Annotated in this window: 24 protein-coding genes; 16 read left to right on the top strand and 8 right to left on the bottom strand. The window is 60.8% G+C overall.

The features are described 5' to 3' along the window. The first annotated feature begins 37 nt into the window (after positions 1-37). The 7 genes from KVG91_RS11905 (at position 38) to KVG91_RS11875 (ending at position 8,338) form a co-directional block, all read left to right on the top strand. Positions 38-1,396: a glutamine synthetase family protein gene (locus KVG91_RS11905; RefSeq protein ID WP_076951940.1), complete on the top strand. Its 1,359-nt coding sequence runs from the start codon at positions 38-40 to the stop codon at positions 1,394-1,396. 58 nt (positions 1,397-1,454) lie between these two features. Beyond that, complete coding sequence (locus KVG91_RS11900; RefSeq protein WP_169376956.1) at positions 1,455-2,819, top strand: aspartate aminotransferase family protein; 1,365 nt, start codon at positions 1,455-1,457, stop codon at positions 2,817-2,819. Positions 2,820-2,903: 84 nt separating this feature from the next. Further along, positions 2,904-3,998: a polyamine ABC transporter substrate-binding protein gene (locus KVG91_RS11895; RefSeq protein ID WP_169376976.1), complete on the top strand. Its 1,095-nt coding sequence runs from the start codon at positions 2,904-2,906 to the stop codon at positions 3,996-3,998. 242 nt (positions 3,999-4,240) lie between these two features. Beyond that, complete coding sequence (locus KVG91_RS11890; protein WP_169376955.1) at positions 4,241-5,335, top strand: polyamine ABC transporter substrate-binding protein; 1,095 nt, start codon at positions 4,241-4,243, stop codon at positions 5,333-5,335. A 62-nt stretch (positions 5,336-5,397) separates the two neighbouring features. After that, positions 5,398-6,540 carry an ABC transporter ATP-binding protein gene (locus KVG91_RS11885; protein ID WP_169376954.1) on the top strand — a complete coding sequence of 381 codons (1,143 nt, stop codon included), beginning with the start codon at positions 5,398-5,400 and terminating at the stop codon, positions 6,538-6,540. Further along, positions 6,537-7,457, top strand: a complete 921-nt coding sequence (locus KVG91_RS11880; RefSeq protein ID WP_076951936.1) for an ABC transporter permease subunit — start codon at positions 6,537-6,539, stop codon at positions 7,455-7,457. Before KVG91_RS11885 ends, KVG91_RS11880 begins: the two co-directional genes overlap by 4 nt. Next, positions 7,454-8,338 carry an ABC transporter permease subunit gene (locus KVG91_RS11875; protein ID WP_057723417.1) on the top strand — a complete coding sequence of 295 codons (885 nt, stop codon included), beginning with the start codon at positions 7,454-7,456 and terminating at the stop codon, positions 8,336-8,338. Before KVG91_RS11880 ends, KVG91_RS11875 begins: the two co-directional genes overlap by 4 nt. 129 nt (positions 8,339-8,467) lie before the next feature. On the opposite strand, the gene KVG91_RS11870 is transcribed toward KVG91_RS11875, so the two are convergent. Further along, positions 8,468-9,109 carry an HD domain-containing protein gene (locus tag KVG91_RS11870; RefSeq protein WP_169376953.1) on the bottom strand — a complete coding sequence of 214 codons (642 nt, stop codon included), beginning with the start codon at positions 9,107-9,109 and terminating at the stop codon, positions 8,468-8,470. A 245-nt stretch (positions 9,110-9,354) separates the two neighbouring features. On the opposite strand from KVG91_RS11870, the gene KVG91_RS11865 reads away from it, so the two are divergent. Further along, positions 9,355-10,320 (top strand): GlxA family transcriptional regulator, encoded by a 966-nt coding sequence (locus tag KVG91_RS11865; RefSeq protein ID WP_217894888.1) that lies wholly within the window; start codon positions 9,355-9,357, stop codon positions 10,318-10,320. Here KVG91_RS11865 and KVG91_RS11860 read toward each other — a convergent pair. Beyond that, positions 10,298-10,651, bottom strand: coding sequence for a carboxymuconolactone decarboxylase family protein (locus tag KVG91_RS11860; protein ID WP_028618364.1), 354 nt, complete (start codon positions 10,649-10,651; stop codon positions 10,298-10,300). The two genes, KVG91_RS11865 and KVG91_RS11860, sit on opposite strands and share 23 nt — an antisense overlap. Before the next feature lie 101 nt (positions 10,652-10,752). Between KVG91_RS11860 and KVG91_RS11855 the strand changes: the two genes are divergently transcribed. Continuing rightward, on the top strand, positions 10,753-11,655 hold the full coding sequence (locus KVG91_RS11855) for an AraC family transcriptional regulator (protein ID WP_169376507.1): 903 nt from the start codon (positions 10,753-10,755) through the stop codon (positions 11,653-11,655). A 133-nt stretch (positions 11,656-11,788) separates the two neighbouring features. On the opposite strand, the gene KVG91_RS11850 is transcribed toward KVG91_RS11855, so the two are convergent. Together KVG91_RS11850 and KVG91_RS11845 are read right to left on the bottom strand one after the other, a co-directional pair. Then, positions 11,789-14,143: a penicillin acylase family protein gene (locus KVG91_RS11850; RefSeq protein WP_169376506.1), complete on the bottom strand. Its 2,355-nt coding sequence runs from the start codon at positions 14,141-14,143 to the stop codon at positions 11,789-11,791. A 32-nt stretch (positions 14,144-14,175) separates the two neighbouring features. Beyond that, entirely contained in the window at positions 14,176-14,751 is a 576-nt protein-coding gene (locus tag KVG91_RS11845) for a DUF6436 domain-containing protein (RefSeq protein WP_169376505.1), read from the bottom strand. A 99-nt stretch (positions 14,752-14,850) separates the two neighbouring features. On the opposite strand from KVG91_RS11845, the gene KVG91_RS11840 reads away from it, so the two are divergent. Continuing rightward, a complete protein-coding gene (locus KVG91_RS11840; protein ID WP_169376504.1) occupies positions 14,851-15,792 on the top strand; it encodes an alpha/beta hydrolase in 942 nt (313 codons plus the stop codon). 85 nt (positions 15,793-15,877) lie between these two features. Here the strand turns inward: KVG91_RS11840 and KVG91_RS11835 are convergent, their stop codons facing one another. Then, positions 15,878-16,630 carry a DUF2059 domain-containing protein gene (locus KVG91_RS11835; protein ID WP_169376037.1) on the bottom strand — a complete coding sequence of 251 codons (753 nt, stop codon included), beginning with the start codon at positions 16,628-16,630 and terminating at the stop codon, positions 15,878-15,880. Between the two features lie 131 nt (positions 16,631-16,761). On the opposite strand from KVG91_RS11835, the gene KVG91_RS11830 reads away from it, so the two are divergent. Further along, complete coding sequence (locus KVG91_RS11830) at positions 16,762-17,394, top strand: 2OG-Fe(II) oxygenase (RefSeq protein WP_169376038.1); 633 nt, start codon at positions 16,762-16,764, stop codon at positions 17,392-17,394. A gap of 283 nt (positions 17,395-17,677) precedes the next feature. On the opposite strand, the gene KVG91_RS11825 is transcribed toward KVG91_RS11830, so the two are convergent. Beyond that, positions 17,678-18,172, bottom strand: a complete 495-nt coding sequence (locus KVG91_RS11825) for a transporter substrate-binding domain-containing protein (RefSeq protein WP_169376863.1) — start codon at positions 18,170-18,172, stop codon at positions 17,678-17,680. 134 nt (positions 18,173-18,306) lie between these two features. Between KVG91_RS11825 and KVG91_RS11820 the strand changes: the two genes are divergently transcribed. Further along, positions 18,307-18,747 carry a DUF4399 domain-containing protein gene (locus KVG91_RS11820; protein WP_076951926.1) on the top strand — a complete coding sequence of 147 codons (441 nt, stop codon included), beginning with the start codon at positions 18,307-18,309 and terminating at the stop codon, positions 18,745-18,747. A gap of 66 nt (positions 18,748-18,813) precedes the next feature. Here KVG91_RS11820 and serA read toward each other — a convergent pair whose 3' ends face one another. After that, positions 18,814-20,043 carry a phosphoglycerate dehydrogenase gene (gene serA / locus KVG91_RS11815; RefSeq protein ID WP_169376864.1) on the bottom strand — a complete coding sequence of 410 codons (1,230 nt, stop codon included), beginning with the start codon at positions 20,041-20,043 and terminating at the stop codon, positions 18,814-18,816. Positions 20,044-20,248: 205 nt separating this feature from the next. Here serA and KVG91_RS11810 point away from each other — a divergent pair, with 205 nt between their 5' ends. The 4 genes from KVG91_RS11810 to KVG91_RS11795 all read left to right on the top strand — a co-directional run bounded on the left by KVG91_RS11810 (position 20,249) and on the right by KVG91_RS11795 (position 24,527). Beyond that, positions 20,249-21,643 (top strand): FAD-binding oxidoreductase, encoded by a 1,395-nt coding sequence (locus tag KVG91_RS11810; RefSeq protein ID WP_169376865.1) that lies wholly within the window; start codon positions 20,249-20,251, stop codon positions 21,641-21,643. A 21-nt stretch (positions 21,644-21,664) separates the two neighbouring features. After that, a complete protein-coding gene (locus KVG91_RS11805) occupies positions 21,665-22,330 on the top strand; it encodes a fumarylacetoacetate hydrolase family protein (RefSeq protein WP_169376866.1) in 666 nt (221 codons plus the stop codon). 236 nt (positions 22,331-22,566) lie between these two features. Continuing rightward, entirely contained in the window at positions 22,567-23,493 is a 927-nt protein-coding gene (locus KVG91_RS11800) for an SdiA-regulated domain-containing protein (RefSeq protein WP_169376867.1), read from the top strand. Positions 23,494-23,612: 119 nt separating this feature from the next. Continuing rightward, complete coding sequence (locus KVG91_RS11795) at positions 23,613-24,527, top strand: SdiA-regulated domain-containing protein (protein ID WP_169376868.1); 915 nt, start codon at positions 23,613-23,615, stop codon at positions 24,525-24,527. A gap of 208 nt (positions 24,528-24,735) precedes the next feature. Here KVG91_RS11795 and rpiA read toward each other — a convergent pair whose 3' ends face one another. After that, complete coding sequence (gene rpiA / locus KVG91_RS11790) at positions 24,736-25,407, bottom strand: ribose-5-phosphate isomerase RpiA (protein ID WP_169376039.1); 672 nt, start codon at positions 25,405-25,407, stop codon at positions 24,736-24,738. Positions 25,408-25,515 lie beyond the last annotated feature (108 nt).

Raw genomic sequence — 25,515 nt, 5'->3', positions numbered from 1 at the left:
TTTAACGGATGCCAGGAAACCCAGCCCAGAGGCATTTATGAGTAACAACCTCGACCAGCTCACCGATTGGTTGAAAGACCACAAGATCACAGAAGTCGAATGCATGATTGGCGACCTCACCGGTATCACCCGTGGCAAGATCTCGCCGACCAACAAGTTCATCGCCGAAAAAGGCATGCGCCTGCCCGAGAGCGTTCTGTTGCAGACCGTGACCGGCGACTATGTCGAAGACGACATCTATTACGAATTGCTCGACCCGGCGGACATCGACATGATCTGCCGCCCCGACCAGAACGCAGTCTTCCTGGTGCCCTGGGCCATCGAACCGACCGCCCAGGTGATCCACGACACCTACGACAAGCAAGGCAACCCGATCGAGCTGTCGCCGCGCAACGTGCTCAAGAAAGTCCTCAAGCTCTACGCCGACCGCGGCTGGCAGCCCATCGTGGCGCCGGAGATGGAGTTCTACCTGACCAAGCGCTGCGAAGACCCGGACTTCCCGCTGCAACCGCCGATTGGCCGTTCCGGGCGCCCGGAGACCGGTCGCCAATCCTTCTCTATAGAAGCGGCCAACGAATTCGACCCTTTGTTCGAAGACGTCTACGACTGGTGCGAACTGCAGGAGCTGGACCTCGACACTCTGATTCATGAAGACGGCACCGCGCAGATGGAAATCAACTTCCGTCACGGCGATGCCCTGTCCTTGGCCGACCAGATCCTGGTGTTCAAGCGCACCATGCGTGAAGCCGCGCTCAAGCACAACGTGGCCGCCACCTTCATGGCCAAGCCCATGACCGGCGAGCCTGGCAGCGCGATGCACCTGCACCAGAGCATCATCGACATCACCACCGGCAAGAACGTCTTCTCCAACGAAGACGGGAGCATGAGCCAGCTGTTTCTCAACCACATTGGCGGCCTGCAGAAATTCATTCCCGAATTGCTGCCGTTGTTTGCCCCCAACGTGAACTCGTTCCGCCGCTTCCTGCCCGACACCTCGGCGCCGGTGAACGTGGAGTGGGGCGAAGAAAACCGCACTGTCGGCCTGCGCGTACCGGATGCCGGCCCGCAGAACCGCCGGGTGGAAAACCGCCTGCCGGGCGCCGACGCCAACCCGTACCTGGCGATTGCCGCCAGCCTGCTGTGCGGCTACATCGGTATGGTCGAAGGCCATAATCCGAGCGCGCCGGTGGTGGGCCGTGGTTACGAGCGCCGCAACCTGCGCCTGCCGTTGACCATCGAAGACGCTCTGGAGCGCATGGAAAACAGCAAGACCATCGAGAAATACCTGGGTCAGAAGTTCATCACAGGCTACGTCGCGGTCAAGCGGGCCGAGCATGAAAACTTCAAGCGCGTGATCAGTTCGTGGGAGCGGGAATTCCTGCTCTTCGCCGTCTGATGCGCCGGGCGCGCTGTGGGAACAGCGCGCCCTTCACTGAAAAGTCTAGGAGATTGGTATGTCCAGCAACAACCCGCAAACCCGTGAATGGCAAGCCTTGAGCAGCGATCACCACCTGGCGCCGTTCAGCGACTTCAAGCAATTGAAGGAGAAAGGTCCACGCATCATTACCAAAGCCCACGGCGTTTACCTGTGGGACAGCGAAGGCAACAAGATCCTCGACGGCATGGCCGGCCTGTGGTGCGTGGCGATCGGTTACGGTCGCGATGAACTGGCTGACGCCGCCGCCAAGCAGATGAAAGAACTGCCGTACTACAACCTGTTCTTCCAGACCGCTCACCCGCCGGTGCTGGAACTGGCCAAGGCCATTGCAGGCATCGCGCCTGCCGGCATGAACCATGTGTTTTTCACCGGTTCCGGCTCCGAAGGCAACGACACCATGTTGCGCATGGTCCGCCACTATTGGGCGATCAAGGGCCAGCCCAACAAGAAAACCATCATCAGCCGCAAGAATGGCTACCACGGCTCCACCGTGGCCGGCGCCAGCCTGGGCGGCATGACCTACATGCATGAACAGGGCGACCTGCCGATCCCGGGCATCTGCCACATCGCCCAGCCGTACTGGTTTGGCGAAGGCGGTGACATGAGCCCCGACGAGTTCGGCATCTGGGCGGCCAACCAGTTGGAAGAAAAGATCCTGGAACTGGGCGTGGACAGCGTCGGTGCCTTTATTGCCGAGCCGATTCAGGGCGCCGGTGGCGTGATCGTTCCGCCTGCGACCTACTGGCCGCGCATCAAGGAAATCCTCGCCAAGTACGACATCCTGTTTGTCGCCGATGAAGTGATCTGCGGTTTCGGCCGCACCGGTGAGTGGTTCGGTAGCGATTTCTACGACCTCAAGCCCCACATGATGACCATCGCCAAGGGCCTGACCTCGGGTTACATCCCCATGGGCGGCCTGATCGTGCGCGATGAAGTGGTGGCCGTACTGAACGAAGGCGGTGATTTCAACCACGGCTTCACCTACTCCGGCCACCCGGTGGCCGCTGCGGTGGCGCTGGAAAACATCCGCATCATGCGCGACGAAAAGATCGTCAGCCGCGTTCGCGACGAAACGGCACCGTATTTGCAGAAGCGTCTGAGGGAACTGGCGGATCATCCGCTGGTGGGCGAAGTGCGCGGCGTAGGCATGCTTGGGGCGATCGAGCTGGTGCAGGACAGAGCCACGCGCAAGCGTTATGAAGGCAAAGGCGTGGGTATGATTTGCCGCAATTTCTGCTTCAATAACGGCCTGATCATGCGCGCGGTAGGCGACACCATGATCATTTCGCCGCCACTGGTGATCAGCAAGACCGAAATCGACGAGTTGGTGACCAAGGCGCGTACATGCCTGGACCTGACCTTGGCGGCATTGCAGGGCTAAGTGCTAGTCTGCGCCTGCGGCAAATAACGCAGGCTGTGGCTAATAAAGAAAAAATTGGAGCATCACGAAATGAAGGCATCAGGTTTGAAGAACGCCGGCAAGACCCTCCTCGCCTTGTCCCTGATGGGCGCAATGGCGGGCGCGGTGCAGGCAGACAATAAAGTACTGCACGTCTACAACTGGTCCGACTACATCGCACCGGACACCATCGCCAACTTTGAAAAAGAGTCGGGCATCAAGGTGGTGTACGACGTTTTCGACAGCAACGAAACCCTGGAAGCCAAGCTGCTGGCAGGCAAGTCCGGCTACGACATCGTCGTGCCGTCGAACAACTTCCTGGCCAAGCAGATCAAGGCCGGCGTCTATCAAGAGCTGGACAAGTCCAAGCTGTCCAACTACGACAACCTGAACAAATCCCTGCTCAAAGCCGTGTCGGTCAGCGACCCTGACAACAAGCATGCCTTCCCGTACATGTGGGGTTCGATCGGCATCGGCTACAACCCGGAGAAGGTCAAAGCCGCGCTGGGCGTGGACAAGATCGATTCGTGGGACGTGTTGCTCAAGCCTGAGAACATCGCCAAGCTCAAGAGCTGCGGCGTAAGCTTCCTCGATTCGCCCACCGAAATGCTGCCGATCGCCTTGCATTACCTCGGCCTGCCGACCGACAGCCAGAAAAAAGACGACTTGAAGCAAGCCGAGGCGTTGTTCCTCAAGATCCGTCCTTCGATCGGCTATTTCCACTCGTCCAAGTACATCTCCGACCTGGCCAACGGCAACATCTGCGTAGCCGTGGGTTACTCGGGGGACATCCAGCAGGCCAAGTCCCGCGCGGCCGAAGCCGGCGGCAAGGTCAAAGTTGCCTATGACATTCCGAAGGAAGGCGCCGGTAGCTTCTTCGACATGGTCGCCATCCCTAAAGATGCCGAAAACGTCGACGCCGCCTACGCGTTCATGAACTACCTGCTCAAGCCGGAAGTGATGGCTAAAATCACCGACAGCGTGCGTTTCCCGAACGGTAACGAGAAGGCTACCGCGCTGGTCGACAAAGACATCACCAGCGATCCGGGTATCTACCCGCCAGCGGATGTGCAGGCCAAGCTCTACGCCATTGCGGATTTGCCGGCTGCAACCCAGCGTGAAATGACACGCAGCTGGACCAAGATCAAATCAGGTAAATAACACCAGGAACCTGTAGGGGCGAGCTTGTGTGGGAGCGGGCTTGCTCGCGAAGGCGGTGTGTCAGCCAGCCTATGTATCGACTGATACGCCGCCTTCGCGAGCAAGCCCGCTCCCACATAAACCACCTTCTGCAAATTAAATGACAGAAAGTTTTGCCGGATCGGTTTATCGAGGGTAAGTTGCGCGCCGGTTTTGTTGCCGGGCAACAACTTTAAGGCCCAACTATTTAAGAGGACCTCCACTTGCCAATTTCTTTATTTCGCAAAGCCTTGCTGGTGGGTGCAGGTCTCACGCTGGCTGTCAGCGTGCAGGCCGCACCCACGGTGCATATTTATAACTGGTCGGACTACATCGGTACCGACACCCTGGTCAACTTCGAAAAAGCCAGCGGCATCAAGCCCGTGTATGACGTCTTCGACTCCAACGAAACCCTGGAGGGCAAGCTGCTGGCCGGGCGCACCGGCTACGACGTGGTCGTGCCGTCCAACCACTTCCTCGGCAAGCAGATCAAGGCCGGGGCGTTCCAGAAGCTCGACAAGTCATTGCTGACGAACTACGCGAACCTCGACCCGGCGTTGCTCAAGCGCCTGGAAAAGAACGACCCGGGCAACCAGTACGCCGTCCCGTACCTGTGGGGCACCAACGGCATCGGCTACAACGTCGATAAAGTGAAGGAAGTGCTGGGCGTCGACCATATCGATTCCTGGGCCGTGCTGTTCGAGCCGGAAAACATGAAGAAGCTGGCCTCGTGCGGCGTATCGTTCATGGACTCGGCGGATGAAATGCTGCCGGCGGTGCTCAACTACATGGGCCTCGATCCCAACAGCAGCGACCCGGAAGACTACAAGAAGGCCGAAGCCAAGCTGCTCAAAGTGCGTCCTTACGTGACCTACTTCCATTCTTCCAAGTACATCTCGGACCTGGCCAACGGCAACATTTGCGTAGCGGCAGGTTTCTCCGGCGATGTGTTCCAGGCCAAGGCCCGGGCAAGCGAGGCGGGCAAAGGCGTGAACATTGCCTACGTGATTCCCAAGGAAGGCGGCAACCTGTGGTTTGACGTGCTGGCCATCCCCAAGGATGCGACCAACGTCAAGGAGGCCCACGCGTTCATCAACTATTTGCTGCAACCTGAGGTGATCGCCCAGGTCAGTGATTACGTCGGTTACGCCAACCCCAACCCTGGTGCGGACAAACTGATGGAGCAATCGATACGCACCGACGAAGCGGTTTACCCACCGCAGGCGGTGCTCGACAGGACATTCGTCAACTTCGAGTTGCCCCCCAAGGTGCAGCGTTTAATGACCCGCAGCTGGACCAAGGTCAAGACGGGCAAGTAAGGCTCAAACTATCCAAGTTCGCTCACCTGGGGCGGACTGCAAATTTGTTGGGAGTTTCGTAAATGGCAGTTGCCTCCGGCGCCTATAAGAAAGCCCTCGAGGGCGACCAGACACCGAAAAAGGTGCTGGTCAAAATCGACCGGGTCACGAAGAAGTTCGACGAGACGATTGCCGTGGACGATGTGTCCCTGGAAATCAAGAAAGGCGAGATCTTCGCCTTGCTCGGCGGTTCGGGTTCGGGCAAGTCCACCTTGTTGCGTATGCTCGCAGGCTTCGAGCGCCCGACCGAAGGTCGCATCTACCTCGACGGTGTGGACATCACCGACATGCCGCCCTACGAGCGGCCGATCAACATGATGTTCCAGTCCTACGCCTTGTTCCCGCACATGACCGTGGCGCAGAACATCGCGTTCGGCCTGCAGCAGGACAAGATCCCCAAGGCCGAGGTCGACGCCCGTGTGGCCGAGATGCTCAAGCTGGTGCAGATGAGCCAGTACGCCAAGCGCAAGCCGCACCAGTTGTCCGGCGGCCAGCGCCAGCGTGTGGCCTTGGCTCGCTCCCTGGCCAAGCGCCCGAAACTGCTGCTGCTCGATGAGCCGATGGGCGCCCTCGACAAGAAACTGCGTTCACAGATGCAGCTCGAGCTGGTTGAGATCATCGAACGCGTCGGCGTGACCTGCGTGATGGTGACCCACGACCAGGAAGAGGCCATGACCATGGCCGAGCGCATCGCGATCATGCACCTGGGCTGGATCGCGCAGATCGGCAGCCCGATCGACATCTACGAAACCCCTACCAGCCGCCTGGTGTGCGAGTTCATCGGCAACGTCAACATCTTCGACACCCAAGTGGTGGATGACGCCGAAGGCCATGCGGTGCTCAAGTGCCCGGACCTGGACCGCGACATCTACGTCGGCTACGGCATCGCCACCGCGGTGGAAGACAAGTCGGTAACCTACGCCATCCGCCCGGAAAAGCTGCTGGTGACCACCGAAATGCCGACCTGCGAGCACAACTGGTCCAGCGGCAAGGTGCATGACATCGCCTACCTGGGCGGCCACTCGGTGTTCTACGTGCAACTGCCGAGCGGCAAGCTGGTGCAGTCCTTCGTGGCCAACGCCGAGCGCCGTGGCCAGCGTCCGACCTGGGGCGATCAGGTCTACGTGTGGTGGGAAGACGACAGCGGCGTGGTACTTCGCTCATGAACATGAAAAAGTTCAAGCGGCGCTTGGATCGCATCGTCCCCACCGGCAAGCAGGTGGTCATCGGGATTCCGTTCCTGTGGCTGTTCCTGTTTTTCGCACTGCCGTTTTTCATCGTGCTGAAAATCAGCTTTGCCGAAGCCGACGTGGCGATTCCGCCCTACACCGAGATCTACACCTACGTTGAGCAAAAGCTGCAGTTGGTGCTGAACCTGGCCAACTACCAATTGCTGGCCGGCGACGACCTGTATATCTCCGCGTACCTGGGCTCGCTGAAGATGGCGTTCTTCAGCACGCTGTTGTGCCTGCTGATCGGCTATCCGATGGCCTACGCCATTGCCACTGCGCGCAAAGAGATGCAGACCGTGCTGGTGCTGCTGATCATGATGCCGACCTGGACCGCGATCCTGATCCGCGTGTATGCGTGGATGGGCATTCTGAGTAACAACGGTCTGCTCAATGGCTTCCTGATGTCCATGGGGCTGATCAACGAACCGCTGCAGATCCTCAACACCAACATCGCGGTGTATATCGGTGTGGTCTATTCGTACCTGCCGTTCATGATCCTGCCGCTGTACGCCAACCTGGTGAAGCACGACCAGAGCCTGCTGGAGGCCGCGTCCGATCTGGGCTCAAGCACCTTCAACAGCTTCTGGAAAATCACCGTGCCGCTGTCCAAGAACGGCATCATCGCCGGCTGCATGCTGGTCTTCATCCCGGTAGTGGGCGAATTCGTGATCCCGGAACTGCTCGGCGGCCCGGAAACCCTCATGATTGGTAAAGTGCTGTGGCAGGAATTCTTCAATAACCGTGACTGGCCGGTGGCGTCCGCCCTGGCGGTGGTGATGCTGGCGATCCTGATCGTGCCGATCATCCTGTTCAACCGCAGCCAGGCCAAAGAGCTGGAGGGCAAGATATGAAGCGCTTTCGTTTCTCCAGCTTCATGCTGGTCGTGGGGTTGTTGTTCATCTACCTGCCGATGCTGATCCTGGTGATCTACTCGTTCAACGAGTCCAAGCTGGTGACGGTGTGGGGCGGTTGGTCGATCAAGTGGTACGTGGGCCTGCTGGACAACACCCAGTTGATGGGCTCGGTGGCGCGCTCGCTGGAAATCGCCTGCTACACGGCGGTGGCTGCGGTGGCGCTGGGTACGCTGGCAGCATTCGTGTTGACGCGCATCAGCCAGTTCAAGGGCCGTACCTTGTTCGGCGGCCTGGTGACGGCGCCGTTGGTGATGCCGGAAGTGATCACCGGTCTGTCGCTGTTGCTGCTGTTCGTGGCCATGGCGCAGATGATCGGTTGGCCCCAGGAGCGTGGCATCGTCACCATCTGGATCGCCCACACGACGTTCTGTGCGGCGTATGTGGCGGTGGTGGTGTCGGCGCGCCTGCGTGAGCTGGACCTGTCGATCGAAGAAGCGGCGATGGACCTGGGCGCGCGGCCGTGGAAGGTGTTCTTCCTGATCACCATCCCGATGATCGCGCCGTCGTTGGCGGCGGGCGGCATGATGTCGTTCGCGCTGTCCCTGGACGACCTGGTACTGGCGAGCTTCGTCTCGGGGCCGGGCTCGACGACGTTGCCGATGGAAGTGTTCTCGGCGGTGCGTCTTGGGGTCAAACCCGAGATCAACGCCGTGGCCAGCCTGATCCTGTTGGCGGTGTCGTTGGTGACCTTCCTGGTGTGGTTCTTCAGCCGCCGTGCCGAGGAACACCGCAAGAAGGCCATCCAGCAAGCGATCGAAGAAGCGGCGGCCGACGGTTGGCAGCAGCCGGACAAGCGCCGCGCGCCTGCGCCTGTCTAACAGCCGAAGCAGGGTCAAAATGTGGGAGCTGGCTTGCCTGCGATAGCCTCGCCTCGGTATAGCTGATGGACCGAGGCGTCTGCATCGCAGGCAAGCCAGCTCCCACAGGGGTTTTGCATTTCAAGTCAACTATGCAGCCCACGGCGACTTACGAATCACCTCGACAAAGTTCATCGGCTTGAACCCCGGCTCCTGATCCACCAGCACATCGGTCTTCACGTTGCCAAACGTGGTCTGCGGGCGATGGCGCAAACCGTCGGCAAACGCACAGATGATGCACTCCTTGAACCCTTCACCGCGTGGGTGCGCATGCACCACGGCTTCGCGCTGCAGGGTGCTGAACGCGGCATAGTCCATGCCCAGCACATCCATCTCCACACCAGCCGTCACCAGCGCCACGGTCGGCCGCAGATGCTGCGGCACGCCTGGCGTGGTGTGCAGTGCAATGGACAGCCACACTTGCTCGATATCGTCATCGCTCAGCCCGTAAGGCTTGAGGAACGCAGCGGCCGCGTTGGCGCCGTCGACTTCAAACCGCTGGTCGTCGCTGCGGTGGCCTTCAACCAGGCCCAGGTCATGGAACATCGCGCCGACATACAGCAGCTCCGGGTTATAGGCCAGCTGCTTGCGCTCACCGCTCATCGCGCCGAACAGAAATACCCGGCGGGAGTGGTGATAGAGCAGGTCGGACTCGACGTCACGGATGTATTCGGTGGTGGCCCGGGCCAAGGCGCTATCGGGGATCTGGATGCCGGCGATGGTGGTGCGCATGGTGGTTCTCCTCTGGAAAGGTTCCAGTCTGGTCGCGTGTCCGTGAGGCAGCCACCTTGGCGGGGGAGCGATGTCGGCCAATGTGCCTTCACATCGCGCCAAGGGTGTACCCGGTCAAATGTGGGAGCTGGCTTGCCTGCGATAGCATCTACTCGGTATACCTGATGGACCGGGGCGTCTGCATCGCAGGCAAGCCAGCTCCCACAGGGATTTGTGTTTATCCAGTTAGATAAGGTGTGTCGTGCATGGGCAAAACCGTCGCCATCCTGATCTTCCCCGGCGTCCAGTCATTGGATGTGACCGGCCCCATGGACGTGTTCTGCGAGGCCAACCGTTTTCTGCCGGCGCAGGACCACTACCGGCTGGAGGTCATCGGTGTTGGCCACGGCACCCTGGCCGCCTCCAACGGCCTGTCATTGCAGGCCCACCGGCATTACAGCGAAGCCCTGCAGGCCTACGACCTGCTGCTGGTCGCCGGCGGCCCGCAACTCCCCTTCGAAGACTTCGGCGCGCCGTTCGATGATTGGCTGCGTGGCGCCACCGCCCGCGCCCGACGCTTCGGCTCGATCTGCAACGGCGCCTTCATGCTGGCCCGCGCCGGGTTGCTGGGTGGCAAAACCGTCACCACCCATTGGAACGATGCCGCTGAGCTGGCGCGCCTGTGCCCCACAGCCCACGTCGAAGCCGACCGCCTCTATGTGCAGGACGGTAACCTCTACACCTCGGCCGGGGTGACGGCGGGTATCGATTTGTCGTTGTATTTGCTGGCCCAGGACCACGGCCCGGAAGTCGCCCTGAGCGTGGCCAAGCGGCTGGTGGTGTTCACCCAGCGTGCGGGCGGGCAATCGCAGTTCAGCCCGTTCCTGACGCCGCACGCTGAAGTAACGTCAGCGGTAGCGCAGGTGCAGCTTTACGTACTGGCGAACCTGACGGGGGATTTGACCATCGCCGACCTGGCCAAGGCGGCCACTATGAGTGCGCGCAATTTCTCCCGGGTGTTTGCCCGTGAGGCGCGGATAACGCCCGCGGAGTTTGTCGAGCGCGCGCGGGTGGACGCGGCGCGGGTGATGCTTGAAAGCAGCCCCGCACCGCTCAAGACCGTGGCCTATCGATGCGGGTTTCGTGATGCCCAGCACATGCGCAGTGTGTTCAACCGCCGGCTGGGCGTGACGCCGCAACAGTTCCGGCTTAACTTTGCGGCGCCGGTTTGAGCGTGTCGTAGGCTTCCAGCGCGCGCAGCGAGTAGATGTACGCCGCGCCGGCATTCAGCGAGATCGCGGTGGCCAGCGTGGCGGCGACTTCCTCGCGGGTGGCGCCGGCCTTGATCGCGGCGTCGGCATGCACGCCAATGCAACCGTCGCAGCGCGTGGTGATGGCCACGGCGATGGAAATCAGCTCGCGGGTCTTGGCGTCGAGTACATTGTTTTCCTCGGCAGCTTCGCCCAGCGCCATGTACGCTTTGACCATCTTCGGGTTGCTCTTGCCCAGCGTGCCAAAGGCTTTCTTCACGGTAGGCAGCAAGTCGGACCAGTTATTGAACATTGCGGTAACTCCTGAACGGGTGGGTGGTGTAAAGCTAGTCTGTTCCGTTCGAACGCGGCGTTATTGTTCAATCCGCTCATCTTTTTGACCGATGCTCGCAAATGAACTCGATCGACACCCTTATCGCATTGGCCAACCTGCGCGGCAGCCTGGATTTGCGCTGCCAGTTCCAGGGCGAGTGGGCCCTGGACCACGCCCCGGAAAACCTGGGCGTAGCGCCTTATCACATCGTGCTCAGCGGTACCTGCCGTGCCGAGTTGTCGGGCGGGCAGCACGTGACCCTGGAGGAGGGCGATATCCTGTTGATGCCTGGCGGCGCCACTCACCTGTTGCGCAGCCAGGGCGCGCGGATCAAGCCGATGCAACCCAAGGTGATCGAAGGCGGCGTGCTTACGGTGCACCGATTGGGGGGCGACCGGCCGGACCTGGACATGCTCTGCGGCAGCTTCCATTACAACCGCCAGTCACTGTTGTTCGGCGCGTTACCGCAATACCTCGTGGTGTCCAGCCGGCAATGGCAGGCCGACGGGCAGCTTGCGGCCTTGATCGCCTTGTTGCGCAGTGAAGCGGACGGCCAGCAGCTGGGCGCGCGTGCCTTTATCGACGCGTTGTCGTCAGCGCTGTTCACCCTGATCCTGCGCGCCTGGCTGACCCTGCAGGCGCCGGTCGCCGGCACCTTTGCCCTGCTCGCCGACAAGCGCCTGAGCAAGAGCTGGCAGGCGATGCTGAGCGATCCTGGGCATGCGTGGACCATCGACAGCCTGGCCGCTGCCGCAACCATGTCGCGCGCCACGTTCATGCGTGCATTCGTCAAAGTGGCCGGCGTGTCACCCTGGGTGTTGCTGACCCAGTTGCGCATGGAGCGCGCATTCAACCTGCTGCGCCAGTCGCGCCTGAGTCTGCTGGATATCGCCGCCCGAGTGGGCTACCAGTCCCAGGCGGCGTTCAGCAAAAAGTTCAAGGAGACCTACGGCGAGGCGCCGGGGCGGTTGCGGGCAAAGTAGCCGCCTCGGTTTAGCTTCAATGTGGGAGCAGGCTTGTGTGGGAGCTGGCTTGCCTGCGATAGCATCACCTCGGTTTAACTGGAAAACCGAGGCGTTTGCATCGCAGGCAAGCCAGCTCCCACATTGATTGCGGTCATCTGGCAGGTAGCAGCTTGAGCGTACCGCGCGTATTCGCCGTCACTTCCTCATCGCTAAAGTGCGCCTGTTCGTAGCCGCCTTCGATGTAGGTTTGCGCCTGGTCGCCGTAGTGCCGGTCAAACGGCACACCGCTTTGACCCACCGGGTTGATGGTCAGTGCGTGGGCCGCATCGGCGAAGTCGATCAGGCGGCGGGTGGATGGTCCATAGGTGACGGGCCACGGCGCCGGGCCGATGTTGGTCGACTGGTTGTTCGGCACTTCGTGGCTGCCCGGCGCCGGGAACGGGCCGACATTGACGATCAGGTCCAGCGGCTTCTGCGAGCCCAGTGGGTGGCCGTGGGTCAGGGTGTGCGCCTTGCCCCATTGCCATTGGCTCGGGTCATCGCCGAAGGTGGCCTTCAGATGCGCGAGGCTGTTGTCCCAGGCGAGCTTGACGGTGTCGGCGCGCTTGCCGTCCCACCACGGCGAATCCGGCGTGGCGGCCAGGCGTGGCAGGGCGGCGTCGATCACGCGGGTGCTGAGCAGGGTCTTGAACATGGCGTCGCCGAGCTTCGGGCGCAAGGCCGCGTCAGCCAGGTTGAACAGGAACTGGTTGAACAGCGTGGCGCTGGTGGAATCCAGCGGGTAGTCGCCTTGCCAGGCGGCCAGTTGCTCCACCTGTTTCAACTGCGCCGGGTCCTTGACCACCTCGCGCAGCACCGGCAACAGCGGCGCCAGCAGGCGCGGGCCAAAGGCGGTGGTGGTGCCCAGCTGCAAGGCCTGGCTGTTGTCGACATCCCATTTCACACGGTTATCGCTCAGTTGCAGGTTCAATTGCTGGCCACGGTCGGCCAAATTGTAATAGCCGGGGATCTCCATGCCACTCGGCGAAACCGGCTGGGCATTGGCCGAGACCACATAACCGCGCGCCGGGTTCTCTTCCTGCGGGTTCGCGCTGAACGGGTAGAAACCCAGTTTGTCAGCCTGGGCGGTGCTGCCGTCGAGGATAAAACCAGGGTGGGTTCCAGCCGGGCGAATCGGCAACTGCGCCGCCGCCCACCAGCCGATATCGCCCTTGGCATTGGCCCACACGATATTCAGGCCCGGCGCGGACACCTTCGATGCCGCCGCGCGTGCCTTGGCCAGGGTATCGGCGCGGTTGAGCTGGTAGAAGCCTTCGAGGATCGGGTTCTGGGTGTCGAGGAACGCCCACCACATGGCGATCGGCGTCTTGCCGGCGTTTTCGCCGAGCACGTCATTGATGATCGGACCATGGGGGGATTGGCGTAGCGTCAAGGTCACCGGCGCCTGGCCCTTCACCGCAATCTGCTGTTCTGTGCGGGTCATGTCCACCCATTGGTCGTGATACCAGACCTGGTTAGGGTTGTCCGGGTTGACCTTCTCGGCGATCAAGTCGAGGTCATCGTTCTGGAACATGGTCAGGCTCCAGCCGAAATCCAGGTTGTGCCCCAGGAACGCCACCGGTATCAGCGCGTTGTGATAGCCGTACAACTCGAAACCCGGCGCCGACAACTGCGCCTCGTACCATACCGACGGCACCGAAAAACGAATGTGCGGATCACCGGCCAGCAACGGCTTGCCGCTCTTGGTGCGGTTACCGCTGATGGCCCAGGCGTTGCTGCCTTCGAACTGCGGCAAGCCGTTGTCGGCCAGGGCCTGTTCGCTCAGGGCGGCGATGGCGCCCAGGGCCTGCCAGTCGTTGGCGGCGAGGTTGAGGGCGCCTTGGGGCTGCCAGTCCAGGTCGAAGATTTCCAGGTAATCGCTACCCAATTGATCGCGTACGTAAGTCAGCAGAGGCTCGGTGCGAAACGCGGCCGCAAAGCTGTAGGCCATATACCCGGCGACGCTGATGCTGTCCTCGGCGGTAAACGGCCGCTTGGGGATGCCCAGTACGTCGAACTCCATCGGGCTGGCGTGGTTGTCCTGATACTGGTTGATCCCGTCCAGGTAGGCTTGCAGGGCCTTCCAGTGGGCCGACGTATGATCGAGCTGCGCCACATAGGTATCGGCGCGCTCGCGAATGCGCAGGCTGCGAAACAGCTTGTCGGTCTCCAGCACCTTGGGGCCCAGCACCTCGGCCAGCTCGCCACGGGCCAGGCGCCGCATGATCTCCATCTGGAACAGCCGGTCCTGGGCGTGCACATAGCCCAGGGCGCGATACAGGTCGGTTTCGTTCTCGGCACGAATGTGCGGCACGCCGCGGTCGTCGTAACGCACGGTGACCGGGCCCTGCAGGTTAGCCAGCGTCACCGTGCCCTGGCGCATAGGCTGCTTGCTGTACACGTACCAGCCGGCGCCAAGCGCGATCAGTACTACCAGAACCGCGAGAACCCGTAAGACGCGCTTCATGAACATTCCTTACCAAGAGTTGGAGTTGCCAGCTACGGGCCTTTTGGCCACGAACAATAGCAGCCCACCGCCAGGGTGTGCGTGGCATTCACCGCGCGTCCCGCTTCAAGAGCCTTCAAGATCGGTTCGATAAAGCTGTTGCTGGCATTGCACGTGAGGCCTTCGCTGTAGGGCCCGAAATACGCCAGCTTGCCGCTGCGATCCCAGATCCCCACGGCCGGGCTGGCCGGCACCTGGTCGGCCCCGGGCAGGGCGTTGAGGATTTTCATCTTGCGCAGGTTGACGGGCAGTTGGCCGTGGCTGCCGGGTTTTTGCAGGGCGTAGAACTCGACGCCTTCAGGCGCGTATTGCTCGATCAACTCGCCCAGGTGCTGTTGGTTGCCAACGTTGCAGGGGCAGGCCGGGTCCCAGAAGTGCACCAGGCGGATCGGGCCCGGCCCCGCGAGCTCGGCCGGCAGCCTCAACGGGTCACCGGAAAAGACCGCCGTGTGATCGCTGAAGGCGCGCAGGTAGCGGCCCTGGAACCAGTCATAGGCCACCCACAGCACGCCAGCGCAGAGAACCAGGATCAGGCTGGCGAACAAGGCGGTGCGGTGGGGCTGTCGCATTCAGATGTATCCTCGAAGGTCGCGTAGCTTGCCATGCTTGCCCTGACAGATGAATATCGCAGCTCGAAATTCATCTTTGCCGTCATTCTGGAACCCTTTATGCCTGTCACCTTTGACCCCGATCATCTGCGCGAAAGCCTGCGGCCCCTGGTGGATGCGCAACCGCTTTCGGCCGAGGCGCGGGTCTACCAGCGTTTTTATGGGCTGGATCTGGCTGCGCGCACCGTGCCGGTGGTGAGCCGGCTGGGGCGTTTCGAGGTGGATGGCTTTGAGGTGGTCGCCCAGGTGTGGTGGCCGCCAGTGCCGGTGGCCACGATGTTCCTGTTTCACGGCTTCTATGACCACATGGGGTTATATCGCCATGTGGTGGACTGGGCGCTGGACCAGGGTTTCGTGGTGATCGCCTGTGACCTGCCTGGCCATGGCCTGTCCAGCGGCCCGCGCGCCAGCATCGATGAGTTTTCGGTGTATCAGAACGTGGTGCGGGCCCTGTTCAGCCAGGCCGACGCACTGCAACTGCCGCAGCCCTGGCACTTGTTCGGGCAAAGCACCGGCGGCGCGGTGGTGGTGGATCACTTGCTCAACCATGGCGCCGACAGCCCGGCCCAGGGCAAGACCTTCCTGCTATCGCCGTTGGTGCGGCCACGTGCCTGGGGCTGGTCGCAACTCAGCTATTACCTGCTGCGGCCGTTTGTCAACGGCATTGCGCGACGGTTCAGCGAGAACACCCATGATCCCGCGTTCAAACCCTTCCTTGAGGCCGACCCGCTGCAGCCGCGCCAACTGCCGACCGCCTGGGTGGGCGCATTGGCGCGCTGGATCAAACGCATCGAAGCCGCGCCGCGCAGCCCAAGGCGGCCAGTGATAGTGCAGGGTGAGGAAGACATGACGGTGGACTGGCAGCACAACCTGCAGGTGCTGCGCAGCAAGTTCGACCAGCCCGAGGTGTTGATGCTGGCGCGTGGCAGGCATCATTTGGCGAATGAGATTGCGGAGATTCGCGAGGAGTATTTCCGCTATTTGACGGATCATCTGAAGTAACACAACCCAACTGTGGGAGCTGGCTTGCCTGCGATAGCGGTGTGTCAGCCACCACCGCTATCGCAGGCAAGCCAGCTCCCACAGGTTACGGTGCCAGGCTGGAGGTACTCTGACCAACAGCCAATCCCGCACGAATGGCCGCCAGCGCCGCCTGGTAATACGCCTTGCCCTCCTGCGACTCGGCAAAGGTCGCGAATTCTTCCAGCTCCGGGTCAGACAAATCCCGATAGACATACAACAGGGTGTTGTTCAGGTCCTTGTCGATCTGCTGCATCAACCGCTCACGCTGGCCGTTCAACATGCCCTGTGCCTGACCGCCGCCCAACAAGCCGGGGATCATCTGGCTCAGGCTGTCGGCCGCCACACCGGCAATCGCCAGGCTGACTTCGGCGCCGGCTTCACGGGCCGGCAGTGCCTGGGCCAGGTGGCCGATGATCAGGCTGCGGGTGGCGTCGGCTTCGATTTTCGGCAGGCCTTGGGCGTTTTTCGCCAGTTGGTCGCGGCGGGTGGCCTGCAACTCAGCGGCCACAATCTTGCGGCCCAGGGGCGATTGAAAAAATCCCAGGGCGGGTTTGGGATCCACCAGGTGCTTGCGCAATTGCGCTTCGGCACGCTGGTCCATGGCCTGGGCGGCAAAACGTTTATTGCTGTTGTCCACCAGCGCCTGGTACACCGCCGGCGGCAGGCTGTTGCGGTAGCGCTGCTGGGCGGCACTGAGGGCGTCATTGAAATGCGCACGTTGTTCGGCCCAGCCGGCGACCTTGTACAACTGGTCATGGCCGTCTGCCCAAGCGGGCAAAGCGCAGAACATCAGCAAGGAAAAAAACAAACGACGCATATGGACTCCTGTCAGTCGGCCACTATTGTCCGTGTCGGGCGTAGGATTTGTCGAGAAGTCCTATCAGTCACCTGACTAAAGTGTATTCAGACGCTCGGCGGCTCTGTCGGATTCACAGGCGTATGGATACTATGCGCGCCATGCAAATACCCCTCGATCACCCCTTGCTGCAACGCGTTGTCGACGACCTGGCCGAAAAGGGCTGGTCCCGGCAGGACGGCTTCCTGCCCCAGGCTCTGACCCTGGAACTGGCGGCTGAGTGCCGTAAACGTGCGGCCGAGGGTGAACTGGCCCCGGCGGCGGTTGGGCGCGGCCCGGCCCAGGAAATCCGCGAGGGCATTCGCGGTGACCATATCCAGTGGCTGGAAGAGGGCGATGCGGCGGTCTGCGATCGTTACATGGCGATCATGGACAGCCTGCGCCTGGCGATGAACCGCGGCCTGTTCCTCGGCCTGGAAGATTTCGAAAGCCACTTTGCGATGTACCCGCCGGGAGCGTTTTACCTCAAGCACCTGGACCGCTTCCGCGACGATGACCGGCGCATGGTCTCGGCGGTGATCTACTTGAACGACGCCTGGCTGCCCGAGCATGGCGGCCAGTTGCGCATGTACCTCAAGGGCGGCGTCGAATACGACGTGGTGCCCAGCGGCGGTTGCCTGGTGGTGTTCCTCTCCGGCGAAGTGCCTCACGAGGTCATGCCCGCCACGCGCGAACGCCTGTCCCTCACTGGCTGGTTTCGCCGGCGGGGCAACGAGCCGTTTTGAGCCCGCCCAGCTCTGTGAAGCCATACAGGTCAAATGTGGGAGCAGGCAAGCCTGCGATGGCGCATCGGTATCTACACATTTGTAGTGAGCGGGCTTGTCCCGCGCGGGGCTGCGGCCCCAAACCAGGCGAATTGGGTTTGTCTGAAACTGCGCGGTGTCTTTATTGGGGCGGCTTCGCCACCCAGCGCGGGACAAGCCCGCTCACTACAGGGAAATTTGTCAGCCTTTGAACGTTGTGTAGATACCTATGGCGATCGCAGGCAAGCCAGCTCCCACAATGAATCTACTGTGCCTTGACTACTGGTGTGTCGCCGTCCAACCACTTCTGCGCCAGTGCCTTCAATCGCCCATCATCCTTCACCCGCTTCAGCGCCCCATCCAAACTTACCTTGAACGCTGGATTACCCTTCTGAAACGGTATCGCCAGCTCAGGCTTCTCGTTGTAAGGCGCACTGAAATCGAAACGATCCTGCAGCGCGGCAGTCATAGCGATATGGTTGATGGCCACATCGTACTTGCCGGTTTCTACCCCCGGCAGCAGGTCGGTGTCATCGGTGGTGATAAACGAGGGGCGTACGTCCATCTCCTCTGCCAGTTGCTCGCCAAGCTCCACTTCGAAGCCGGTGAGTTTGTCGCCTTCCTTGAAGTTGAACGGCGGTGTATTGGCTTCAACGGCAATGCGCAGTTCGCCACGGTCATTGACGTCGTCGATCAGTTCGGCATGAGCCAATGGGCTCAGAAGAGGAAGCAGCAGTAACAGGCCAGGCGAAAAGCGCATGGTCACTCCTAGAAAATTCAGATGTGCGAGGCGCCGTTCAGCATCGCTTTGCTATGGTGTCGAGTGCCTTGGACAGCAATTTGTCACGAAGTTGTCATCCCCCTACAGATTTCACAGAAAAACTGGAGAAGCGAATGAAAGCCCTTTTGTCACGTGCAACCCTGGCCAGCGTGTTGCTGGGCGCCTCGATGTTGGCCAATGCCGCTGATGTTCCTCGTACGCCTGCCCCCAAAGGGGCCGAGGTGTTTATCGTCTCGCCCAAAGATGGCGCTACCGTCGACAAAACCTTCACCGTCAAGTTTGGCGTCAAGGGTCTGGACCTGGAGCCAATCGACAAGCAGGTACCGGGCGCCGGCCACCATCACCTGCTGGTGGACCAGGACGTGAAGGCGCTTAAGGCAGACGAAGCCATCCCGGCCACCGCCACTTCGATTCACTTCGGCAAGGCGCAAACCGAAACCGAACTGACCCTGAGCCCAGGCAAGCACACCTTGCAACTGGTGGCTGGCGATAACGTGCATCGCCAATTCGAGCCCACTGTCGCCTCGAAAGTCATCACGGTTAACGTCAAGTAAGCGTTGTTCAGACAAAAAAATGGGAGGCCCCTGCGGGTCTCCCATTTTTTGTGCGGCATTGCAGCGTTAGAACAACACGCGGCTACGAATCGTGCCGTTGATGTGCTGCAGCTTCTCTTGCGCCAGGTCCGAGTACTCGGCATCGACGTCGATGACCACGTAGCCGACCTTCTCGTTGGTCTGCAGGAACTGACCGGAGATGTTGATGCCGTTTTCCGCGAAGACCTTGTTGATCTCCATCATCACGCCAGGAATGTTCTGGTGGATGTGCAGCAGACGGTGCTTGCCAGGGTGAGCCGGCAGGGCCACTTCCGGGAAGTTGACGGACGAGACCGACGTACCGTTGTCACTGTACTTGACCAGCTTCTCGGACACTTCCAGACCGATGTTGGCCTGCGCCTCGGCGGTGGAGCCGCCGATGTGCGGGGTCAGGATCACGTTGTCCAGGCCACGCAGCGGGCTTTCGAAGATGTCGTCGTTGGAGCGTGGCTCCACGGGGAACACGTCGATGGCGGCGCCGATCAGGTGTTTATCCTTGATCGCGTCGGCCAGAGCGTCCAACTCGACAACGGTGCCGCGCGCTGCGTTGATCAGGATCCCGCCTTTCTTGATGGCGCGGATTTCCTTCTCGCCGATCATCCACTGGGTTTCAGCGGTTTCCGGAACGTGCAGGGTGACAATGTCGGACATGCCCAGCAGCTCGGTCAGGCTCGACACTTGCGTGGCGTTGCCCAATGGCAGCTTGGTCAGGGTGTCGTAGAAGAACACCTGCATCCCCAAGCCTTCGGCAAGAACGGAAAGCTGCGTGCCGATGGAGCCGTACCCGACGATGCCCAGTTTCTTGCCGCGGATTTCGAAAGAATTGGCTGCGCTCTTGATCCAGCCGCCACGGTGGCAGGAAGCGTTCTTCTCGGGGATACCGCGCAACAGCAGGATGGCCTCGGCCAGCACCAGTTCCGCAACGGAGCGGGTGTTGGAGTACGGTGCGTTGAACACCGCGATGCCGCGCTCGCGCGCTGCGTTGAGGTCGACCTGGTTGGTGCCGATGCAGAAACAGCCAACCGCCACGAGCTTCTTGGCGTGGTCGAAGATCTCTTCGGTCAGCTGAGTGCGGGAGCGAATGCCGATAAAGTGCGCGTCGGCGATCTTTTCCTTGAGCTGGGCTTCCGGCAGAGAACTGGTGATGTACTCAATGCTGGTGTACCCGGCGGCTTTCAGAACGTCGAGAGCCGAAGGGTGGACGCCTTCCAGAAGAAGGAACTTGATCTTGCTCTTATCGAGAGAAGTCTTGCTCATCTGCGTAAACCTGTATCCCGGAGAAAATTGGCAGGGAGTCGAGCAGCGCAAGCTGACCCGGACGGCAGGAAAGCCGTCACCGCAGAAACGCCTTTGGGCTCTGTCCTGCGGGGGCGGTATGCTAGCATACGCGCCCCGCTAAACACCTATTCCTGCGACGTGAAGCGTTCTCAGGATGACCATGAATTGTTCGAGAGTTCTGTCGATGACCCATCCTGCCCTGATTGATGAGCTAAAGACCCTGGTTGAGCCCGGCAAAGTGCTGACCGACGCCGACTCTCTGGAGACTTATGGCAAGGATTGGACCAAGCACTTCGCACCCGCGCCCACGGCCATCGTTTTTCCCAAGACCATCGAACAGGTACAGGCCATCGTGCGTTGGGCCAATGAGCGCAAGGTGGCGCTGGTGCCTTCCGGCGGGCGTACCGGCCTGTCGGCAGCCGCCGTGGCGGCGAATGGCGAAGTGGTGGTGTCGTTCGACTACATGAACCAGATCCTCGACGTGAACCTCACCGACCGCACCGCCGTGTGCCAGCCGGGCGTGGTCACCAAGCAATTGCAGAACGTCGCCGAAGAAAACGGCCTGTATTACCCGGTGGATTTTGCATCGTCCGGGTCCAGTCAGATTGGCGGCAATATCGGCACCAATGCCGGCGGCATCAAGGTGATTCGCTACGGCATGACCCGCAACTGGGTGGCCGGCATGAAAGTCGTCACCGGCAAGGGCGACGTGCTGGAACTGAACCGCGACCTGATCAAGAACGCGACCGGCTACGACATGCGTCAGCTGTTCATCGGCGCGGAAGGCACCCTGGGTTTCGTGGTTGAAGCCACCATGCGCCTGGACCGCGCGCCGAAAAATCTCACCGCCATGGTGTTGGGTACCACCGACTTCGACTCGATCATGCCGGTATTGCACGCGTTCCAGAGCAAGCTTGACCTGACCGCCTTCGAGTTCTTTTCGGACAAGGCCTTGGCCAAAGTCCTCGGCCGTGGCGACGTGCCAGCGCCGTTCGAAACCGAGTGCCCGTTCTATGCGCTGCTGGAATTCGAAGCCACCACTGAAGAAGTCGCTAACCACGCGCTGGAAACCTTCGAGCACTGCGTCGAGCAGGGCTGGGTGTTGGACGGCGTGATGAGCCAGAGCGAAACCCAGCTGCACAACCTGTGGAAGCTGCGCGAGTACATCTCCGAGACCATTTCCCACTGGACGCCGTACAAAAACGACATTTCGGTGACTGTTTCCAACGTGCCAGCGTTCTTGCAGGAAATTGATGCGATTGTCGGCGAATACTACCCGGACTTTGAAATCGTCTGGTTCGGCCACATCGGCGACGGCAACTTGCACCTGAACATCCTCAAGCCGGAAAACCTGAGCAAGGACGAGTTCTTCGCCAAGTGCGCCACCGTGAACAAATGGGTATTTGAAACCGTCGAGAAGTACAACGGTTCGATCTCCGCCGAACACGGTGTGGGCATGACCAAGCGCGATTACCTGACCTACAGCCGTTCGCCGGTTGAAATCGAATACATGAAAGCAGTGAAAGCCGTGTTCGACCCCAACGGGATCATGAACCCTGGCAAGATCTTCGCTGTTTAACCGCCCTGAAGGAGTCGTTTCATGAGCTACCAGCACAAGTACGTCGACGGCACCAACATCCACTTTCCGGTAGGCAAAGTCGTCTGTATCGGGCGTAACTACGCCGAACACGCCAAGGAATTGGACAACCCGGTACCCACCGAGCCGTTGCTGTTCATCAAGCCGGGCAGCTGCGTGGTGCCGTTGGAAGGCGGTTTCAGCATCCCGACCGAGCGCGGTTCGGTGCATTACGAAGCGGAGATTGCGGTACTGATCGGCAAGCCCTTGTCGACCACGCCCAGCCGTGAAGAAGTGTTGGACGCCATCTCCGGCTTCGCTCCGGCCCTGGACCTGACCTTGCGCGACAAGCAGGCCGAGCTCAAGGCCAAGGGCCTGCCATGGGAAATCGCCAAGTCCTTCGATGGCGCGGCGGTGATTGCACCGTTTGTGGTCAGCAGTACCTTTGCGGACGTGACCGACATCGGCATTCGCCTGAGCATCAATGGCGAAGTGCGCCAGAACGGCAACAGCTCGCAAATGCTCAACCCGATCATCCCGATGATCCAGCACATGGCCGGCTGCTTCTCGCTGCAAGCGGGCGATGTGATCCTCACCGGCACCCCGGCTGGCGTGGGTCCGCTGAATGTGGGCGATAAGCTGGTGCTGGAGTTGTCGGGTGTGAATCGCTTCGAAAGCAGCGTTCGCTGACAACTGGCGAAACGCGGTCAAACATGTGGGGGCTTGTGTGGGAGCCGGGCTTGCCCGCGATGCAGGCACTGAGGTGTGTCAGTCACATCTCGGTGATGCTATCGCAGGCAAGCCAGCTCCCACCTGTGATTGTGTGAGCCGCAAATCCAAGGTTTTGCATTTTTTTCACACGCCGTCCGGATAATCCTTGGCCGTGTGCTCCCCCCTAATGCTGACTTTTCCGGAAAAAGCGCCCAATGGCCGTGCCTCTGCCCTCCGCCACACCCAAGCCGCGTTCTCGTTTTGCCCTGCGCTGGTACTCCTGGCTGCTGCTTGCCGGCGTGATCGTGTATGGCGTCGCCTGGATCATGCACTGGGATGATCGCGGTGTGCTGTGGGTGCTTGAAGGCTTCGAAACTTCCGCCGAGCGCCAGGAAAGCGTGTGGCTGCCGGACTACCATGCGGTCATCGATGGCAAGCTTTTGCCGGGGATGGAGAAGGATGAAGCGTCCGACATCGCTTACAACCCTCAGACCAACACCCTGTTTTCAGTGATGGGCAAGAACCCGTTCCTCGTCGAGTTGACCCTGCAAGGCGAGGTGTTGCGCAAGATGCCGCTCAACGGCTGGGAAAACCCCGAAGGCGTGACGGTGATGGAAAACGGCCTGATCGCCGTGGTCGACGAGCGCCAGCACAGCCTGACCATCGTCAAGGTCGACGCCACCACCCAGCAATTGAACAAGGCTGACTTCCCCGTGTATGACCTGGGCCCGTCCAAGAACCAGAACAAAGCCTTTGAAGCCATCACCTGGGACAAGCGCAACCAGCAGTTGGTGTTGGGCGAAGAGCGCCCGCCGGCCCTGTTTACCTGGAAAAGCGACGGCAGCCAGACGCTGGCCGGCACCAAGCAAAAGCGAGCCAGCTCAGAACTGGACATGCGTAACCTCTCCGCCCTGGCTGTCGACCCACGTACCGGCCACCTGCTGATGCTGTCGGCCGACTCTCATCTGTTGCTGGAGCTGGACGAGAAGGGCGAGCAAGTCAGCTTCATGACCTTGCTGGGTGGGTTCAATGGCCTCAAAAACACCATTCCACGGGCCGAAGGTGTGACCATGGACGAGAACGGCACGCTGTACATGGTCAGTGAGCCCAATCTGTTCTATCGTTTTGAAAGGCAGAAATAACAGATAATTTACGTCGGATATTTCTCTTTGAGCGGCATTCGCCAGACATCAGGGTGCGTTTAAGTTTAAATTCAGATAGGCGTGATATTCATTCGCCACCTTGAAATTGAGCCCGCCCAATGCGACGACTAGCCCGCCCCAAACCTATCTTCTTCTTTCTTGCGCTGATCGCCCTGATCAGCGCCGGGGCCGTTGCGCAGCACTTTCGCCTGTTCGAGCGCGCCTGGTTCAACTGGCAAGCGTGGCGCCAGCCGGCGAATGAGCGCTCCATTGGCCTTGCGGACTACCGCGTGGCCATCGAGGCCCAGGTTATCGAGGGTCTCAATGACGATGTTTCGGCCCTGACCTACGACCCGGTGCGCAAAAGCCTGTTTACCGTCACCAATAAAAATGCCGAGCTGATCGAACTGTCCCTGGAGGGCAAGATCCTGCGGCGCATCCCTTTGGTGGGGTTTGGCGATGCCGAAGCGGTGGAATTTATCAGCGACAACATCTATGTCATCAGCGATGAGCGCCAGCAGCGCCTGATCAAGGTGCACGTGGACGACGACACGCAATTTCTCGATGCCGCCGATGCGGAGCAAATGACCTTGGGCCTGCATGTTGGCGGCAATAAAGGCTTTGAAGGCCTGGCCTATGACTCGGTGGGCAAGCGCCTGTTCGTGGCCAAGGAGCGCGACCCGATGCTGATCTACGAGGTCCACGGCTTCCCCCATTTCAAGCCGGAAAAAACCTACTCGGTGCATGTGATCAACAACCCCAAGCGTGACGCCGGGCTGTTTGTGCGTGACCTGTCGAGCCTGCAATACGATGAACGCAGCGGCCATTTGCTGGCGCTGTCGGATGAGTCGTTCCTGGTATTGGAACTGGATATCGACGGTCGCCCGCTGAGCAGCCTGTCACTGCTGAACGGGCGCCACGGCCTGAAAAAGCGCGTGCCCCAGGCGGAAGGGATCGCGATGGACGATGACGGTAATTTGTACCTGACCAGCGAGCCGAACTTGTTCTACGTCTTCAAGAAGCCGGATTCCTGAGCACAGTGCTCAACCCCTGTGGGAGCTGGCTTGCCTGTAGCGGCTGTAGTGAGCGGGCTTGCCCCGCGCTGGGTGGCGAAGCCGCCCCAAACCAGGCGACTCGGTTTTGCGCGTAACTCGGCGGTAACTGTATTAGGGCGGCTTCGCCACCCAGCGCGGGGCAAGCCCGCTCACTACAAGGTTGTGAATATCTACGGTGACGATGGCATCAGGCCTTGAGGGTTTTGACGCCTTCGGAGGTGCCCAGCAGCAACACATCCGCAGGGCGCGCGGCGAACAGGCCGTTGGTGACCACGCCCACGATCGCGTTGATCTGCGTCTCAAGCCGCACCGGATCGGTGATCTGCATGTTGAACACGTCGAGGATGATGTTGCCGTTGTCGGTCAACACGCCTTCGCGGTACACCGGGTCGCCGCCCAGTTTCACCAGCTCGCGGGCCACGTGGCTGCGGGCCATCGGGATCACTTCCACCGGCAGCGGGAACGCGCCGAGTACCGGCACCAGCTTGCTGGCGTCGGCGATGCAGATAAAGGTCTTGGCCACGGCCGCGACGATCTTCTCGCGGGTCAGGGCCGCGCCGCCGCCCTTGATCAGGTTCAGGTGCTCGTCGCTTTCATCGGCGCCGTCGACGTAGAACTCCAGGTCGCTCACGGTGTTGAGCTCGTACACCGGAATGCCATGGCCCTTGAGGCGCGCGGCGGTGGCTTCGGAGCTGGCCACGGCGCCGTCGAACGCGCCCTTGTGCCGGGCCAGCGCATCGATGAAGCAGTTGGCGGTGGAGCCGGTGCCGACACCGACGATGCTCTTGTCGTCGAGTTTGGGAAGGATTAAATCGACAGCGGCCTGGGCCACTGCCTGTTTGAGTTGATCCTGGGTCATGCGGGCTCCGGAACGGGCGGGGACTAAAGGGGGGCGCGAGTATAACCCAACAAAACCTCGGGATTCGTGTGGTCGCCCGGCCAAACGCTGGGTTAGACTCCTTGGCCC

The organism is Pseudomonas azadiae (assembly GCF_019145355.1).
GTDB classification, from domain to species: Bacteria; Pseudomonadota; Gammaproteobacteria; order Pseudomonadales; family Pseudomonadaceae; genus Aquipseudomonas; species Aquipseudomonas azadiae.
The sequence above is the reverse complement of the archived record's forward strand: the minus strand, read 5'-3'. Positions and strand labels throughout refer to the sequence as shown.